This window comes from Weizmannia acidilactici (assembly GCF_008974185.1).
Taxonomy (GTDB): Bacteria; Bacillota; Bacilli; order Bacillales; family Bacillaceae_C; genus Weizmannia; species Weizmannia acidilactici.
Genome location: NZ_BKZP01000014.1, coordinates 49,742 through 64,659, shown reverse-complemented (window position 1 = coordinate 64,659; position 14,918 = coordinate 49,742). Strand labels below are relative to the sequence as shown.

15 protein-coding genes and 1 riboswitch are annotated in these 14,918 nt (G+C 47.9%); of the genes, 7 read left to right on the top strand and 8 right to left on the bottom strand.

Features of this window, described 5'->3' with window-relative positions; translation table 11 throughout:
- Positions 1-40: 40 nt before the first annotated feature.
- From BpJC4_RS07945 to BpJC4_RS07930, 4 genes are read left to right on the top strand one after another with little or no spacing between them, the layout of a single operon-like run.
- Positions 41-757, top strand: coding sequence for an IspD/TarI family cytidylyltransferase (locus BpJC4_RS07945; protein WP_151681629.1), 717 nt, complete (start codon positions 41-43; stop codon positions 755-757).
- The gene (locus BpJC4_RS07940) at positions 750-1,778 is read left to right on the top strand and encodes a ribitol-5-phosphate dehydrogenase (protein WP_151681630.1); all 1,029 of its coding nucleotides are present in this window, start codon (positions 750-752) and stop codon (positions 1,776-1,778) included. Before BpJC4_RS07945 ends, BpJC4_RS07940 begins: the two co-directional genes overlap by 8 nt.
- Before the next feature lie 54 nt (positions 1,779-1,832).
- Positions 1,833-3,044 (top strand): CDP-glycerol glycerophosphotransferase family protein, encoded by a 1,212-nt coding sequence (locus tag BpJC4_RS07935; protein WP_151681631.1) that lies wholly within the window; start codon positions 1,833-1,835, stop codon positions 3,042-3,044.
- Between the two features lie 32 nt (positions 3,045-3,076).
- Positions 3,077-4,927, top strand: a complete 1,851-nt coding sequence (locus BpJC4_RS07930; RefSeq protein WP_151681632.1) for a CDP-glycerol glycerophosphotransferase family protein — start codon at positions 3,077-3,079, stop codon at positions 4,925-4,927.
- Positions 4,928-5,125: 198 nt separating this feature from the next.
- Here the strand turns inward: BpJC4_RS07930 and metC are convergent, their stop codons facing one another.
- The 8 genes from metC to BpJC4_RS16310 form a co-directional block, all read right to left on the bottom strand.
- Positions 5,126-6,298: a cystathionine beta-lyase gene (gene metC, locus BpJC4_RS07925; protein ID WP_151697755.1), complete on the bottom strand. Its 1,173-nt coding sequence runs from the start codon at positions 6,296-6,298 to the stop codon at positions 5,126-5,128.
- Entirely contained in the window at positions 6,295-7,410 is a 1,116-nt protein-coding gene (locus tag BpJC4_RS07920; RefSeq protein ID WP_151681634.1) for a methionine biosynthesis PLP-dependent protein, read from the bottom strand. Before BpJC4_RS07920 ends, metC begins: the two co-directional genes overlap by 4 nt.
- A gap of 84 nt (positions 7,411-7,494) precedes the next feature.
- Positions 7,495-7,614, bottom strand: a riboswitch (SAM riboswitch).
- Between the two features lie 82 nt (positions 7,615-7,696).
- Positions 7,697-8,221: a KdsC family phosphatase gene (locus BpJC4_RS07915; protein ID WP_151681635.1), complete on the bottom strand. Its 525-nt coding sequence runs from the start codon at positions 8,219-8,221 to the stop codon at positions 7,697-7,699.
- Positions 8,222-8,224: 3 nt separating this feature from the next.
- Positions 8,225-9,208 (bottom strand): KpsF/GutQ family sugar-phosphate isomerase, encoded by a 984-nt coding sequence (locus BpJC4_RS07910; protein ID WP_151681636.1) that lies wholly within the window; start codon positions 9,206-9,208, stop codon positions 8,225-8,227.
- A gap of 14 nt (positions 9,209-9,222) precedes the next feature.
- The gene (gene kdsA / locus BpJC4_RS07905) at positions 9,223-10,065 is read right to left on the bottom strand and encodes a 3-deoxy-8-phosphooctulonate synthase (protein WP_151681637.1); all 843 of its coding nucleotides are present in this window, start codon (positions 10,063-10,065) and stop codon (positions 9,223-9,225) included.
- Between the two features lie 474 nt (positions 10,066-10,539).
- Positions 10,540-10,698 (bottom strand): cation transporting ATPase C-terminal domain-containing protein, encoded by a 159-nt coding sequence (locus BpJC4_RS17120; RefSeq protein ID WP_151681638.1) that lies wholly within the window; start codon positions 10,696-10,698, stop codon positions 10,540-10,542.
- A complete protein-coding gene (locus tag BpJC4_RS16315; protein ID WP_216643713.1) occupies positions 10,643-10,930 on the bottom strand; it encodes a P-type ATPase actuator domain-containing protein in 288 nt (95 codons plus the stop codon). The genes BpJC4_RS17120 and BpJC4_RS16315 overlap by 56 nt, the downstream gene beginning before the upstream one ends.
- On the bottom strand, positions 10,888-11,157 hold the full coding sequence (locus BpJC4_RS16310) for a cation-transporting P-type ATPase (protein ID WP_216643711.1): 270 nt from the start codon (positions 11,155-11,157) through the stop codon (positions 10,888-10,890). The genes BpJC4_RS16315 and BpJC4_RS16310 overlap by 43 nt, the downstream gene beginning before the upstream one ends.
- Before the next feature lie 286 nt (positions 11,158-11,443).
- Here BpJC4_RS16310 and BpJC4_RS07890 point away from each other — a divergent pair, with 286 nt between their 5' ends.
- The 3 genes from BpJC4_RS07890 to BpJC4_RS07880 all read left to right on the top strand — a co-directional run bounded on the left by BpJC4_RS07890 (position 11,444) and on the right by BpJC4_RS07880 (position 14,903).
- The gene (locus BpJC4_RS07890; protein WP_151697754.1) at positions 11,444-13,609 is read left to right on the top strand and encodes an outer membrane protein assembly factor BamB family protein; all 2,166 of its coding nucleotides are present in this window, start codon (positions 11,444-11,446) and stop codon (positions 13,607-13,609) included.
- A 213-nt stretch (positions 13,610-13,822) separates the two neighbouring features.
- Positions 13,823-14,662: a carboxypeptidase-like regulatory domain-containing protein gene (locus BpJC4_RS07885; RefSeq protein ID WP_151697753.1), complete on the top strand. Its 840-nt coding sequence runs from the start codon at positions 13,823-13,825 to the stop codon at positions 14,660-14,662.
- Positions 14,655-14,903: a hypothetical protein gene (locus BpJC4_RS07880; RefSeq protein ID WP_172968353.1), complete on the top strand. Its 249-nt coding sequence runs from the start codon at positions 14,655-14,657 to the stop codon at positions 14,901-14,903. Before BpJC4_RS07885 ends, BpJC4_RS07880 begins: the two co-directional genes overlap by 8 nt.
- Positions 14,904-14,918 lie beyond the last annotated feature (15 nt).

The following is a 14,918-nucleotide window of genomic DNA, read 5'->3' as shown; positions in this document are numbered from 1 at the left end:
ACCAGTCATAAGATAAACGATTAAAAGGAGCTGTATGTCTGTGATTTACGCTGAAATACTGGCCGGAGGAAAAGGAACCAGGATGGGCAATGTCAATATGCCAAAACAATTCCTCGCCCTAAATAAAAAGCCAATATTGATCCACACCCTTGAAAAATTTATTTTAAATCCCGAATTCGATAAAATCATCGTCGTCTCTCCAAGAGAATGGTTGAATTATACAAACGATATTATCCAAAGGTATATCGGCTATCATGAACGCCTGGTTGTGGTAGAAGGCGGGAGCGACCGGAATGAATCGATTATGAGCGGGATCCGTTACATAGAGCAAACTTTTGGCTTATTCGATGACGATTATATCGTCACCCATGATTCCGTCCGCCCGTTTTTAACACACCGGATTATTAAAGAAAATATTGAGCTGGTGCAAAAATATAAAGCCGTCGATACCGCCATCGGAGCGATTGATACAATCATTGAATCGGAAGACGGCGAGTCTATTTCGCAAATCCCGAAACGGCACATGATGTACCAGGGGCAGACGCCGCAAAGTTTCCATATCAAAACGCTCGTCAGCTCTTACAATCAATTGACGGCAGCCCAAAAATCCGAGCTGACGGATGCCTGCAAAATTTGTTCGCTTTCAGGCATTGATGTCAAAATTGTAAAAGGTGAAATGTTTAATATTAAAATCACGACGCCTTACGATTTGAAAGTCGCAAATGCCATTCTCCAGGAGGGGATTGCAAATGATTAACCAAGTATACCGCCTCGTTTCCCCCCGCCAGTTTGAAATTGCATATACAGACTATGCCATCAACGATTCCGCTTGCGTCGTCGTGCGCCCGACCCACTTATCGATTTGCGCAGCCGACCAACGATATTACACAGGCAAGCGTGGGAAAGAGGCACTGGCGAAGAAACTGCCGATGGCGCTGATCCACGAAGGCGTCGGGGAAGTCGTGTTTGACCCGAGAGGCGAAATAGCGACCGGAACAAAAGTTGTCATGGTGCCCAATACACCTGTTGAAACAGATGATGTGATCGCAGAAAACTATTTGCGCACAAGTAAATTCCGTTCAAGCGGCTATGATGGTTTCATGCAGGATTATATTTTCTTAAGGCGGGACCGGTTTATCGCATTGCCCGCAAATCTGAACCCTCCTGTTGCAGCCTTTACAGAACTTGTTACGGTCGCCATGCATGCCATTTCAAGATTTGAACGGAAATCCCATACGCGCCGTCAAGTTTTTGGGGTATGGGGTGACGGAAACCTCGGGTATATCACGGCGCTTCTATTAAAAAAGAAATTTAAAGCATGCAAAGTATACGTGTTCGGCAAAACCGCTTTTAAGCTGGAAAATTTCTCATTTGCCGATGCCACTTATCATATTAATGAGATTCCGGAAAGGCTTGCGGTCGACCATGCTTTTGAATGCGTCGGCGGTGCAGGTAGCCAGGATGCGGTCGGCCAAATCATTGACATCATCAACCCTGAAGGATCCATTGCACTTCTCGGCGTGTCTGAATATCCGATTGAAGTGAATACGCGGATGGTGCTTGAAAAAGGGCTCACACTGATCGGCTCAAGCAGGAGCGGATATCAGGATTTTAAAACAACGGTTGGCTTTTTATCCGAGAACCCGGATGTTATCGAATACTTGGAAACACTTGTCGGCTCCGTCAACGCAGTAAGGTCCATCGCGGATTTGATCCATACGTTTGAGAAAGATTTAACAAGCCCTTGGGGAAAAACGATTTTGGAATGGCAAATTTAGTTTTCAGGCTGCGCATTGCCTTGCCGTATTTTATATAGAAGGGATTCAAAAGTTATGAACACACTGAAATTGCTGCCGACGCTTTTCATAAAGCTGCTCGTCCGCACAGTTTACAATCTATGCTGCCTGTTTTTCCCTTACAGGCCGGAAAAAATTACTTTTGCTTCTTACCGGGCGGACCGAATCCAAGGTAATTTAGCCTGCTTATATCACGAGTTAAAAAAACGCCCCGGGTTTCGTTATACGCTTTTGTTCAAAAAAATGAAATCTACCAAAACGGGCAAGTTGTCATATGTTTTCCATATGCTGAGGGCTTGTTACCATATCGCTACAAGTGCGTATTTTATTATTGACGACTATTATTTTCCACTATATTTAATTAAAATGAAGAGGAATACAAAAGTCATCCAGCTGTGGCATGCGGCAGGTGCATTTAAAAAATTTGGCTACAGCATCGTCGGCAAAGCATTCGGCCCGAGCGAGGCTTATACAAAACATATTCCTGTCCACTCCAATTATTCCAAAGTGGTCGTCAGCTCATCTGAAGTCATCCCGTTTTATGCGGAAGCTTTCCGGATGTCTGCCGAAAATATCGTGCCTTTGGGTCTCCCGCGCACGGATATTTTATTTCAAAAGAAAAACGGTTTGCGGGCAAAACAAAAATTGCTTTCGCGATATCCGGAACTGCGGGGAAAGAAATTGGTCTTATTCGCCCCGACGTTCAGGGGAAAAAGCCATGGGGAAACGGAATACTCCCCATATCCCCGTTTTACCGTTATGCAAAAAGTGCTAGGTGCCGATTATGCTTTAATCGTTAAGTTGCATCCGTATGTGACATCAAAAATAGAGGCCGGTCCGGAGCTCAAAGGCTTTTTATACCAATTGGATGAAGATTTTACCACTGAGGAAATCCTGTTCACGGCAGATCTTTTGATTACAGACTATTCATCTATTATTTTCGATTACAGCCTTTTGAACCGCCCGATTGCTTTTTATGCGAAAGATATTGAAGATTATATCAAAGAACGGGATTTTTATTATGATTACGGGACATTTGTGCCCGGGCCGATTTTCGACCGGACGGACAAATTGGCGCAATGGATCAAAAACGGGAACTACGATTTGGAAAAAGTGCGGCAGTTTGCACGCCGTTTTTTCGACGATTTTGACGGACAGGCAAGTAAACGGATTGTAGACACATTGATCCAGCCGGAAAAGGCGCCGCTTAAAATTCCCGGAAATTACGGACGCACCCGGCCAATGTAACAACTTATTTTTGAGTAGGAGTGTTTTGGTAAATGGGTTTAAGAAGGATTGCGGGGAAAATCCGCAACAAACTTTTTAGCAGACAGCCTGACTCCAGCCAGGCAGATATGAGCCAGTGGGAAGATGAAATTGAACTGCTGGAAAATTTATCCCCGGTCATTCCGAATATCGAAGAGCAGAGGTACCTCACCGCCAAAAGGAAGGTGGCCGGCCTTTACTGGAATGGTCCGATCATGAGGATCCGGGGCTATTTTTACCTTGAAAATATCCCGTTGCATGATGAAGATCTCGTCAGGAAAAGGCTCGTCCTGATTGACGGGAAAAATAATAAAATTTATATTCCTTTATCCGATGTGTATATCGGCGAAATCGACGGCTCCCTTCCGGATGATGTAAAAGAACAGTACTACTGGGCGGGTTTTAAAGGGGAAGTCAATTTTTCTACAATCACGTCCAAAAACATGCCGCTTCCGGAGTCCGTATATAAAACCTATATTGATATAGACGCGCATGTCTCAGGCGTAAAAAGATATGTGAAACGGTATCCGCTCGGCAATATCGAACATTTTCTCGATCAAAAATTTTATACGGCCAAAATGGAATATTTCTCTGCACGGAAAGAATTGAAATATAATTTATTGGCCACTTACGATAAAGCGGAAAAAACGCTGAAAATTGAATCGACCAAGCTGAAAGACCTGGACCCGTCCGAGTACAATCTCGAAAAAATGAAAAAAGGCAGCATTTTTTACCGTTTCATGCGGTCAGTCGGATTCCGGACTTTATATAAAATTTTCAAACTGCTCCCACTAAAGGAAAAGAAAATCTTGTTTGCATCCGACAGCCGGGAAGACTTGAGCGGGAATTTTAAATTCGTATTTGATGAAATGGTCCGGCGCGGCCTCGAATTCGATTATCATTTTATGCTGAAAAAAGGGATCGCAGCGGAAAAATCGTACAAAGACATCGTCAAGCTCGCCTACCATTTGGCAACGTCCAAGTTCATCCTGCTGGACGACTTTTATCCGATGGTCTATCCGCTCAAGATCCGCAAAAATGCCGAGCTTGTGCAATTATGGCATGCGGTCGGCGCGTTTAAAACGTTCGGCTTCAGCCGGCTCGGGCGCCCGGGCGGACCATCGCCGAAATCGAAAAACCATCGCAATTACACGAAGGCGATTGTCAGCTCGCATAATATTGCCAAACATTATGCGGAAGGGTTCGGCATTGACATTGAGAAAGTCATCCCGACCGGCATCCCGCGGACCGATGTCTTTTTCGATAAGGCTTACCAGGAACAGGTAAAAACTTCGCTGTATGAGGAATATCCGTTTTTGAAAGATAAAAAAGTCATCATGTTTGCCCCAACATTCAGGGGAAACGGCCAACAGTCCGCCCATTTCCCGATGGAAGTGCTGAATTTGGACAAGCTTTACCATGAATTGAAGGATGAGTATGTCTTTTTATTTAAGATCCATCCGTTCGTGAAAAATGATTTTAGCATTCCGTACCAGTACAGCGACTTTTTCTATGACTTTTCGTCCTACCGTGAAATCAATGACCTGCTGTTTGTAACGGATATTTTGATTACCGACTACTCATCGGTTTGCTTCGAATTTGCTTTATTGAACAAACCTATGTTGTTTTTTGCCTTCGATGTGGAAGAATATGTGCGGAAGCGAGATTTCTACTACGATTACAAATCCTTTATCCCAGGCCCGCTGATCCGAAATACGGACGAAATGATTGAAACGATCAAAAAGGAACAATTCGATATTCATAAAATCAAACCGTTCGTCCAATACTTCTTCGACGACACAGACGGCAAATCCAGCGCCAGAGTTGTCGATCAAATTATTTTGAAGGAAAACTGGGAAGAGTAAAGTTGAGGGCTTGTCCGAGATGGTTGGGCAGCCTTTTTATTGATGCTGCATTAATTAGACAGTTGGCGGCTTTGCGGGCTCCATTTTGTCTTGTTAGCCTTTTTATTTAGACAATTTACGGCCCCACTGGCTTCCTTTTGTCCTTTTAAAAAAATCAAAAAGGGGGCCCAGCCGTCAGCAGCCCCCCTTTTTTGATTGTCATTTCACAGCTGCCCCCTCCCGTACATAAGCAAATGCCTGTTCAAAGTCGGCAATGAGATCATCTGGGTTCTCGAGCCCGACCGACAAGCGCAGCAGGCTGTCGGCAATACCGCGTTTTCTCCGATCTTCAGACGGCATTGCGGCATGGGACATTTTCGCCGGGTAAGACAGGATCGATTCCACCGCTCCGAGGCTGACGGCAAAAACCGGAATTTTTACATGCTTGGTAAATGCCCGGAGCGCTTCTTCATTTTCCAGCTCAAACGACAGCACCGCGCCCGGCCCATCCGCCTGCCGCTTTTGCAGGTCATGCTGCGGATGATGCTCCAGTTCCGGGAAATGCACTTTGCGCACGAGCGGATGCGCATCCAAATAATGCGCGATTTGGATGGCCGACTGCTGCGACTGCTTAAGCCTTACATGCAATGTTTTCAACCCTCGCAGGACAAGCCACGCATCCTGGACGCCGAGCACCGCCCCGAATGAATTTTGCAAGAAACCAAGCCTTGCAGCCAATGCTTCGTCTTTCACAACGGCAAGCCCGGCGACAACATCGCTGTGCCCCGACAAAAATTTCGTCGCGCTGTGCAAGACGATATCCGCCCCGAATTCGAGCGGCCTTTGCAAAGCAGGCGTTAAAAACGTATTATCCACGTACGTCAACGCGCCGATTTCTTTAGCGATTCCGCTTACCTTCCTGATGTCGGTCACTTTTAGCAGCGGGTTCGACGGGGTCTCCACATAAAAAGCTTTTGTATTAGGGCGGACAGCCTGCCGTACTTCTTCCAAATTGGTCATGTCGACAAACGTATGCTCAATGCCGAGCCGGGACAAGACTTCCGTCACCATCCGGAACGTGCCGCCGTACACATCTTCGGTAATGACGACATGATCACCCGCCGAAAGCAGCAGGAAGGCCGTCGAAATCGCGGCCATGCCGGAAGAAAATGCAAAGCCTCTCACGCCCCCCTCAAGTTCCGCGATCACATCTTCAAGCGCCTCCCTTGTCGGATTGAGCGAACGGCTGTAATCGTATTTCCCGAAATGATCCACATCGAACTGGTGGTAAGTCGAAGCATGCTGGATCGGCACGCTTACTGCTCCGGTTGCCGGGTCGATTTTATGGCTGTTATGCAAAAGCTTTGTTTGAAAAGAATAAGCGTTTGTCATCGCACTTGCACCCCTTCATGGATTTTGGCAAAAGCTTTTTCAATATCTGCGATTAAATCGCGCACATCTTCAATCCCGACCGAAAAGCGGAGCAGCCGGTTGTCAACGCCCGATTGGATCCGTTTTTCTTCCGGAATGTCGGCATGCGTCTGCGTTGCCGGGTAGGTGATAAAACTTTCCGTCCCGCCGAGGCTTTCCGCAAACGTGATCAAAGACAGGCCCCTTAAGAACGGATCAACCCACGCCTCATCCTTGATCCGGAAAGACAGCATCCCGCCTCTCCCCGGATAAAGCACATCGTCCACATCCGGATGCCCGTTCAGAAATTCCGCTACAGCTTTTGCATTTTTTTCATGCTTTTCCATCCTTAAAGCCAATGTTTTCATGCCGCGCATTAAAAGCCACGAGTCAAACGGGCTGAGCGTGGCGCCGGCGCCGTTATGGTAAAGGGCGAGTTGTTCGCAAATCTCTTCCCCTTTTGCGACAATCAGGCCGGCAAGCACATCGTTATGCCCGCCCAAATATTTTGTCGCGCTGTGGATGACAATGTCTGCGCCAAGTTTGATCGGCTGCTGCAAAAGAGGGGTATAAAAGGTATTGTCAACAATCAGCAAAATCCCGTATTTTTTGGCGATTTCAGCAACCGCGGCAATATCGGTCTGCTGCATGAGGGGATTGGTCGGAGTTTCGAGAAAAATGGCTCTTGTTTTCGGGGTGATTTCCTTCTCTATATTTTCCGGATGGCAAGTGTTTACATACTTACAACACAACCCCCATTTTTTATAGCCCTGCTCGAGCAAGCGGTATGTACCGCCGTATAAATCATCACTCACAATCCATTCATCGCCGGATTGGAATAAAGACAAAACGGTGAAAATCGCAGCCATGCCGGAACTGCAGGCAAATCCCCGGTCTCCCCCTTCCAGATCCGCAATCGTTTCTTCGAGCAATTGCCTTGTCGGATTGCCGGTGCGGGAGTAGTCATATCCGGTCGACTGCCCGATCCCTTCATGGCGGTAAGCGGTAGAAAAATATACAGGAGGGTTGACGGCGCCTGTCCTGTCTTCGCTGCGGTTTCCGATCTGTGCAAGTTTCGTTTCCGTATGGTACATGCTTGACACTCCTTCAAATGGTAAATAAAAAAGCCTTCTCCAATAAGAAGAAGACTTTTGCTTTTTATTAACACTCAGCCGTTCTTCTTATCTTTCAAGTTATGGTTCCATAACTTGCTGGACTTAGCACCTTTTCAATGTACATGCGCATTGAAGGTTGCTGAGGCTTCATTGGGCCATTCCCTCCACCTCTCTTGATAAGAACTATAATATTTATACTTTTCATTAAAGTTATACCATTTTTTTGGATTCGTCAAGCTTTTTTATGAAAAAATTTTCTTTTGTCTTACTGTTTTAACTCCACTTTTTCGTATAAAAAATGCAGGGCGAGTTTTTCATAATCATACTGCCTGGACAAAATCAAATCGATGACTTCGCGGACTGCACCTTCCCCGCCGTTTTTTTCTGTGACATAATCAGCTTCCTGTTTGACCCATTTGGCCGCATTCCTTGGTGCGCACGAAAAACCGGCTTCACGCATGATCATAAGGTCGTTCAAATCATCGCCGATATAACAGGTTTCATCAAAAGACAGGCCGAACCGCGAAACAAGTTCCGTAAAAACGGTGAACTTGTCGCGGATCCCCTGGTGCACTTCATCAATCCCGAGTTCTTTTGCCCGGCGGCTGACAATGCCCGATTTACGCCCTGTAATGATGGCGAACCGGATACCGGCCGATTTTGCCAGCGTGATGCCCAACCCGTCCATGCTGTGGAACGCTTTCCATTCCTGCCCGTCTTCCTCCATGATGAGACGCCCGTCCGTCAGCACGCCGTCCACGTCCATTACAATGCATTTGATCTTCGCCATCCGCTACAGCCCCAGCCTCGTCAAATCCTGGATACGGAGCATTGCAACCGGTTTCTTCCCTGCCTTTACAACCGGAAGCACATTGAACGCGCGATCTTCCATGATCCGCAACGCTTCCGTCGCCAGCTGGCGGTCGCTGACAGAAACAGGATACTTTGTATACAGATCCGCCACTTTTTTATCGAGCACTTCATGTCCTTTCATCAGTTCACGCCGGATATCGCCATCCGTCAAAATCCCGATCAGCCGGCCTTCATCATCGATGACCGAAACCGCACCCGCACCCGCTTCCGTCATTATGAAAAGCGCATCTTTTATGCCCGTGTCGAGCGCAACAACAGGATTGACTTTTTTCCTCCTGACGACATGCCCGACCGTCAAAAGCAGGCGCCTGCCCAATGAGCCGCCGGGATGGAAAAGGGCAAAATTTTCCGGCGTGAACTCCCTCGCTTTAAGAAGGGCAATGGCGATTGCGTCCCCTAAAGCAAGCGTCGCTGTCGTGCTCGAAGTCGGTGCCAGGCCGAGCGGGCATGCTTCTTCGATCTCGCCGATGTCAACTACGAGATTCGAGCGCCGCGCCAGCGTCGATTTCCTCGAGCCGACAATCGCAATCATTTTTGCCCCAATCCTTTTAATGGAAGGGATGATGTTGAGGATTTCGGATGTCTCGCCGCTGTTGGAGATGGCAATGACGACATCGTTTTTCGTAATTTTACCAAGGTCGCCATGGAGCGCTTCCCCAGGGTGGAGGAAAAAAGCCGGGGTGCCGGTACTCGCAAAGGTGGAAGCGAGTTTCCGCCCGATGATACCCGATTTGCCCATGCCGGTAAAAACGACTTTGTTTTCGCACGCCAAAATCATTTCAATTACTTCATTGATCCGGAAATTGATGCGGTCTTTCAGCTTTAAAATTTCATTGGCTTCTGTTTCCAGGACTTCGCGGATGCTTTCAACATAATTCACGCTTTGTTTCAAGTCTCTTAACATGTTTTTCGCCTCCGTCAAAGAATGTTCGCCGTGACCCGTTCTTTCACCAATCCGTCAATTTCCTGTATTGGTTTTAAAATTTCTTCCAGTTCATTGAGTTTGACCATATTCGGCCCGTCCGACCATGCCCGGTCAGGATCAGGGTGGACTTCCATAAACAGCGCATCAATGCCGGCCGCGGCGGCTGCCCTCGCCAGGTACGGCACGAATTCCCGCCTGCCCCCTGTTGAGGTGCCGTTGCCGCCCGGGATCTGGACGCTGTGGGTCGCATCAAATACGACCGGATACCCGAACCCGCGCATCCCCGGCAATGACCGCATATCGACAACGAGATTATTGTAGCCGAATGTTGAGCCGCGTTCCGTGAGCAGAATCTTGTCAGCTCCGGATTCTTCCAGTTTTTGAATGACATTTTTCATATCCCATGGCGCAAGGAACTGCCCTTTTTTCACATTGACCGCCTTTCCTGTTTTTGCCGCGGCCTGCAATAAATCCGTCTGGCGGCATAGAAAAGCGGGGATTTGGATGATGTCGAGCACTTCTGCAGCTGCTTCCGCCTGGTACAGCTCATGGATATCGGATGTGACGGGAATACCAAATGATTTTTTGACCCGGCTAAGGATCTCCAGCCCTTTTTCCAGCCCGGGGCCTCTTTTGGAAAAAATGGATGATCGGTTGGCTTTGTCGAATGAAGCTTTAAAAACGAAAGGAATACCGAGCCTGTCGGCAATGGTCTGAAGGGAGGCAGCCGTTTCCATGGCCAATGCTTCACTTTCAATGACGCACGGGCCGGCAATCAGGACAAACGGCGCGGATTGACCGAAAGAAATGCGGTCGTTCAGTTTAACGGTTTTCATGTTTTCACTCCTTATGTTCGGATTTTCACATCTGCCATGGCTGAAAAACTCCTTTTTTACTGCTCTGGTGGCGGTGAAACTTTGCGGAATTTTCACTTCCATCAACAGAGCCTTTTCCTTTTTAAGTTATTATCCCTTTTCCAACAAAAGATGACAAGAATTTTGTTAAGAATATTCACAAACTTTTTTAATTTCTTTGTCAGCATTTCTACCGCCATACGCGTAAATATTAAAAAGAGTTCTGAGAAGCTTTTGCAGGCCCGTTCGAGCAAAAGTTTCCCGGGGAAACGGTCCTTAGAAGCTTTCTCAGAACTGTTCGAGTAAAATTTTCCCGGAGAAATGGTTCTGAGAAGCTTCAGGAGAAAAATTTCTGCTTAAGAGGGGCTTTTGGGACAACCCCACCCCCGGAACATTTATGCTTTTGCATGATTCAACTTCCTGCGTGCAACCAGCTTTCTGGCTTTTCCGCCAAAATCAACAGCGGCACAAAAAAAGCCAATGGGTGAACGGTACCGGATATGTGCCGAATATGCCTTGCATAAACGGCGTATAAATCAGGAACGCCGTAAGCGCCAGTTCAAAAATGACGCCGTAATTCAGGAGCCGGTTGGACAATAGCCCGATGCTGAACATGGACGCAACCTCGGTGCGGCATGTAGTCCCCTCCTTCCAAGTAAATCAAGTCCCCGGACACCAATTCCCTTGCCAGGATTTTTTGCTGATGCCCGTTCCGGATCACTTTCACATAAGAAGGCAGCATTTTTTTCAGGCTTTCCGTTGCTTGTTCCGCTTTAAATTCCTGCCAGAAACTGAAGACCGCTTTCATGATGATAACGAGAATAATCGCCCATCCGAGCTCCGGCATGCCTCCAATAAAGGATAAATACTCGCAACCAGAGCAGGACTGCCAGCAAGAGGGGGAAGTTGGCGATAAATCTTGCAAAAAGCGATGTGTTTTGCTTCCGCAATTTCGTTGTAGCTGAATTTTTCAAGGCGCGATGCCGCTTCGGCCGCCGTCAGCCCTTTATCGGTCGTGCTCAATGCTTTAAACAAGTTTTCCGCTTTTTGTGTTACGATATCCTCCGTTTTCATGTGAGGCCGCCCCCGTTAAAATGATGCATGAAACTACAAGTATTCGAAAGCGCTTTCTATACTGGCTGCATCTACTTTTGCGTTGAAAACAATTTTTTCCTTACCAATTCTTTTTCACCAATTGAGGCAATTGGGAAACGTATTTAAAAAGAAACGGCCCCGTCCGGTCCCCTTTTCCCGCATTCAGGCAGCCCAATTTTAGCGCAAAAATCAAGCATGTTTCCGCATTGTCTAGTCATAAGATATAACGAGTTATTTTAATTTTTAAAAAATAAGGGGGGTTGCTATGGGCAAAGTGTCCAGGATGCTTGGGGCAGCAGTGCTCACCGGCGTGCTGATTGCCGGTTGCACCAACGGCAAGGATTCCGGCACCGTCGGAAATAAAGGGAAAGCAACAGAGACGACCCAGAAAACAGAGACAAAAGGATGGGAAACATTCGGTTTTAATTACGGTAACACAAGGCATGTCCCGTACAATCAAATTACAAAAGACAATATAAAAGATTTGGGACTTGTCTGGAGCGCCGATTTCAAAGAGCTGGATAAAGAAATCCCGGGCGGCAACCAGGGCTTTCCGCTTGTTGTCAATGACGTGCTGTATACAACCACTTCCTATAACCATATCTTCGCCTTTGAAGCCGCGACCGGAAAACTGCTCTGGCATTGGAAACCGGACTCAATCGGCAGCTTTAAAAATTTCGGGCTGAACGTCAACCGCGGTGTCGCTTACGGAGACGGGAAAGTTTACATGCTGACGCTGGACAATAAAATCGTTTCCGTCAATGCGAAAACAGGCAAAACCGTGAAAATCGTGAAAATTTCCGATGCGATTCCGGAAGTGACAGCCGAAAACGGATATTATGAAACAACTGCGCCAATTTTTTACAAAGGGAAATTATTGATCGGATGCTCCGGCGCAGACAACGGCGTGCGCGGTTTTGTAATGGCTTACAACGCCGATTTGACGCCTGCCTGGGATGAACCGTTCTGGAATGTGCCGCCGCGCGGAACCGGATGGATGAAAAATAAATTCTCCGGCGGCGGGACAGTGTGGATGCCAGTGACAATCGACGAAGAAACCGGCATCATGTATTACTCCGTCGCCAACCCTGCGCCTGATTTTTACGGGGAAGACAGGCAGGGCGACAATAAATGGACCGATTCCGTCGTTGCTCTTGATACCAACACAGGCAAAATGGTCTGGGCCCGCCAGCAGGTTTCGCATGACCTGTGGGATTATGACACCGCCGCATCCCCGCTCCTCTATAAAGCAACCGTCGGCGGAAAAATACGCAAAGTCGTCTCGGTCGGCACAAAAGGCGGCGAATGGTTTGCTTATGACGCGAAAACAGGTAAACCGATTTATGAAAACGTTTCCTTTGCAAAAATTTCCCATCCGAATCCGACGCCAAAAGGCACGCTTGTCTATCCTGGCGCGCTCGGCGGGCAAAACTACGCGCCAAGCACATATGATCCGGCGACCAATATTTTGCTCATTCCGGGCATCGAACAGCCGATGATCATTTACGCGGCGAAAAACCAGAAGGATAATGTGAAAAACGGCGGCCCTGGAACATCTGATTTCGGAACAACCATGGCCGCAGCCACCAATATTAAACCGTACGGAACGGTCACGGCAATTGACCTCAACACCGGCAAAAAGCTGTACCAAAACAAAGTAAGCGAACCGATGCGCGGCGGATTTACATCGAATGCGAATTCCATCGCATTTTACGGCGGTGGCGACGGCTATCTTGTTGCCATGGATATTAAAACCGGCAAAAAGCTGTGGAAATTCCAGACCGGCGCCCCGATCGCCGCAGCCCCGACGATTTTTGAAAAGGGCGGAAAAGATTATATCGCCATAAGCGTCGGAGGCACGAGCACATCGAGCGGCGGCGGGAAAGAATCTAAGATCATGGTCTTTGCACTCGGCGGCAACAAAACACAGATGAAAGCCGCAGCCGCAAGCGATAACGGCGCGGGCCACGGCAGCAAAAAAGCTTCCCTGCCGAAAGAAGGCACATGGATCACGAATGACGCCGCAAATAAAAAAGCGGAGCTGCTTTTGATCAGCGGTTACAACGGCGTATTGTCCGGCATGAATTTTAATGGCTACGGCAACGGCGACATGACTTTTACCGTTCCGCTCAACTGGGAGATCAAAGTCGATCTGCAGAACAAAAGCGGGCAAATGCCGCACAGTGTCATGGTCGTGCCGGAAAATACAAAAGGCAAGGTAAAAGACTTTAAGCTCGCGTTTAAAGGCGCGCAAACCCCTGACCCGTTGGCCGGATTCATCGGTTCGAAAACGCAGAGCTTTACGTTTAAAGCCGATAAAGAAGGAACGTATTTGCTCTGGTGCGCGGTGCCGGGCCACGGTTCTATGGGCATGTACGTCACCCTTGTTGTCGATGGCAAGGCGAAAGAAACAACTGTTACGCATAAATGATGAAATGTGCAGGCGTTGCTGTTTAGCGCCTGCTTTTTAAGCCTGCAGTTGCCTGGTACGAACTGTCTAATTAAATGGAGCCTATGAGACAAAAAGGGCGCCGGCGGAAAAGCGAAGTGTCTAATTAGAGGGGCTAACGGGACAATAGAGCTCCCACTCTTGCGCAAACTGTCTAATTAAAAGGGCAACTGGACAAAGGGAGGAGGGAATGGTTTGAAAAAAAGACTGATAATTGCCATGCTCGCCATAACGTTCTTAGCCGTCGCGTGTACCCGCGGCCGCCCCGCAGAAAAAGCGGATGTCTCCTTCAGGCTCGGGCAAACGTTGTTTCCGGTTGTGGAGTGGAAAGCGGACGGTTCCCATTTGAAAACAGTAAAGGGCGTTTTATCCGTTGACCAGCAGGTGGTAAAAAATGCCGTGATCCGGGTTGGCGATGTGAAGACGACGACCGGCCCAAAAGGGGAATTCCGCTTTGTTGTCGATCAAAGTAAGTTTTCACAGAAAACAGCTGAGGTTGTTAATGTAGATCACGCTTCTGTCGGGGGCATAAAAACCAGCAGCGATTTGAAAAAGAAATTGCTGGGTGAAGCGCAGGCCATCCGGGTTGCCTATCCGGTAAAAATTTTAAAACAAACCAAATCCGGCAGCCGGATCACGATCACCGCACAGGCGCAAACGGAAAACGGCCATGGTTTTCCAACTGTCAAAGCCGGAAAATATGCCATCATTGGGGCGATTAAAGATGCAAGCGGGAAACCTGTCCAAGGCGCAGTCGTTTCGACAACGAGGGAACAGGGCGAAGGATGGGCAAAATCAAAGCCAACGGACCAAAACGGCTCCTATTTGATCCAGTATCTGCCAGAAGATGATGAAGAAAGCACATTCCGCGTGTCGGCAGGCGGCAAACAGTACACGCTACCCAATGACAAAGTGTTTGTTTTTCCGGATGAAACAAGCCTGCGGATCGACGCTGTGCTGCCGGAAAAAGGAACTTATATCCAAGATCGCCCCCCCAACTTTAATGGCGAGAAAAATTCCCGGCGCGATGAATGAGGGGACTGTCATCGGCCTCGACAAGGTGGATCCAGATCGGTACACCATCACTGTCCCGGATGAAGATGGAATTTTCAAAATGACCATTCCGGAAAAAATCTGGAACCGTAAGCCTGCTTTATTTGAAAGGAAAATCAATGCTTATACAGAAAAAGTGCTGTCGCCGGGTGATGCTGTGCCGACAGACTGGCTGAAGCAGACGGATGATCTAGAAGTGCATGGGCTGGATTTTGAAAAATAGGACGGGGCCAGCCCT

Coding starts and splice junctions, on each gene's coding strand:
- BpJC4_RS07940 (WP_151681630.1), top strand. CDS start 750: ATGATTAACCAAGTATACCGCCTCGTTTCCCCCCGCCAGTTTGAAATT.
- BpJC4_RS07935 (WP_151681631.1), top strand. CDS start 1,833: ATGAACACACTGAAATTGCTGCCGACGCTTTTCATAAAGCTGCTCGTC.
- BpJC4_RS07930 (WP_151681632.1), top strand. CDS start 3,077: ATGGGTTTAAGAAGGATTGCGGGGAAAATCCGCAACAAACTTTTTAGC.
- metC (WP_151697755.1), bottom strand. CDS start 6,298: ATGACAAACGCTTATTCTTTTCAAACAAAGCTTTTGCATAACAGCCAT.
- BpJC4_RS07920 (WP_151681634.1), bottom strand. CDS start 7,410: ATGTACCATACGGAAACGAAACTTGCACAGATCGGAAACCGCAGCGAA.
- BpJC4_RS07915 (WP_151681635.1), bottom strand. CDS start 8,221: ATGGCGAAGATCAAATGCATTGTAATGGACGTGGACGGCGTGCTGACG.
- BpJC4_RS07910 (WP_151681636.1), bottom strand. CDS start 9,208: ATGTTAAGAGACTTGAAACAAAGCGTGAATTATGTTGAAAGCATCCGC.
- kdsA (WP_151681637.1), bottom strand. CDS start 10,065: ATGAAAACCGTTAAACTGAACGACCGCATTTCTTTCGGTCAATCCGCG.
- BpJC4_RS17120 (WP_151681638.1), bottom strand. CDS start 10,698: ATGTTCAGCATCGGGCTATTGTCCAACCGGCTCCTGAATTACGGCGTC.
- BpJC4_RS16315 (WP_216643713.1), bottom strand. CDS start 10,930: ATGCCGGAGCTCGGATGGGCGATTATTCTCGTTATCATCATGAAAGCG.
- BpJC4_RS16310 (WP_216643711.1), bottom strand. CDS start 11,157: ATGAAAACGGAGGATATCGTAACACAAAAAGCGGAAAACTTGTTTAAA.
- BpJC4_RS07890 (WP_151697754.1), top strand. CDS start 11,444: ATGGGCAAAGTGTCCAGGATGCTTGGGGCAGCAGTGCTCACCGGCGTG.
- BpJC4_RS07880 (WP_172968353.1), top strand. CDS start 14,655: ATGAATGAGGGGACTGTCATCGGCCTCGACAAGGTGGATCCAGATCGG.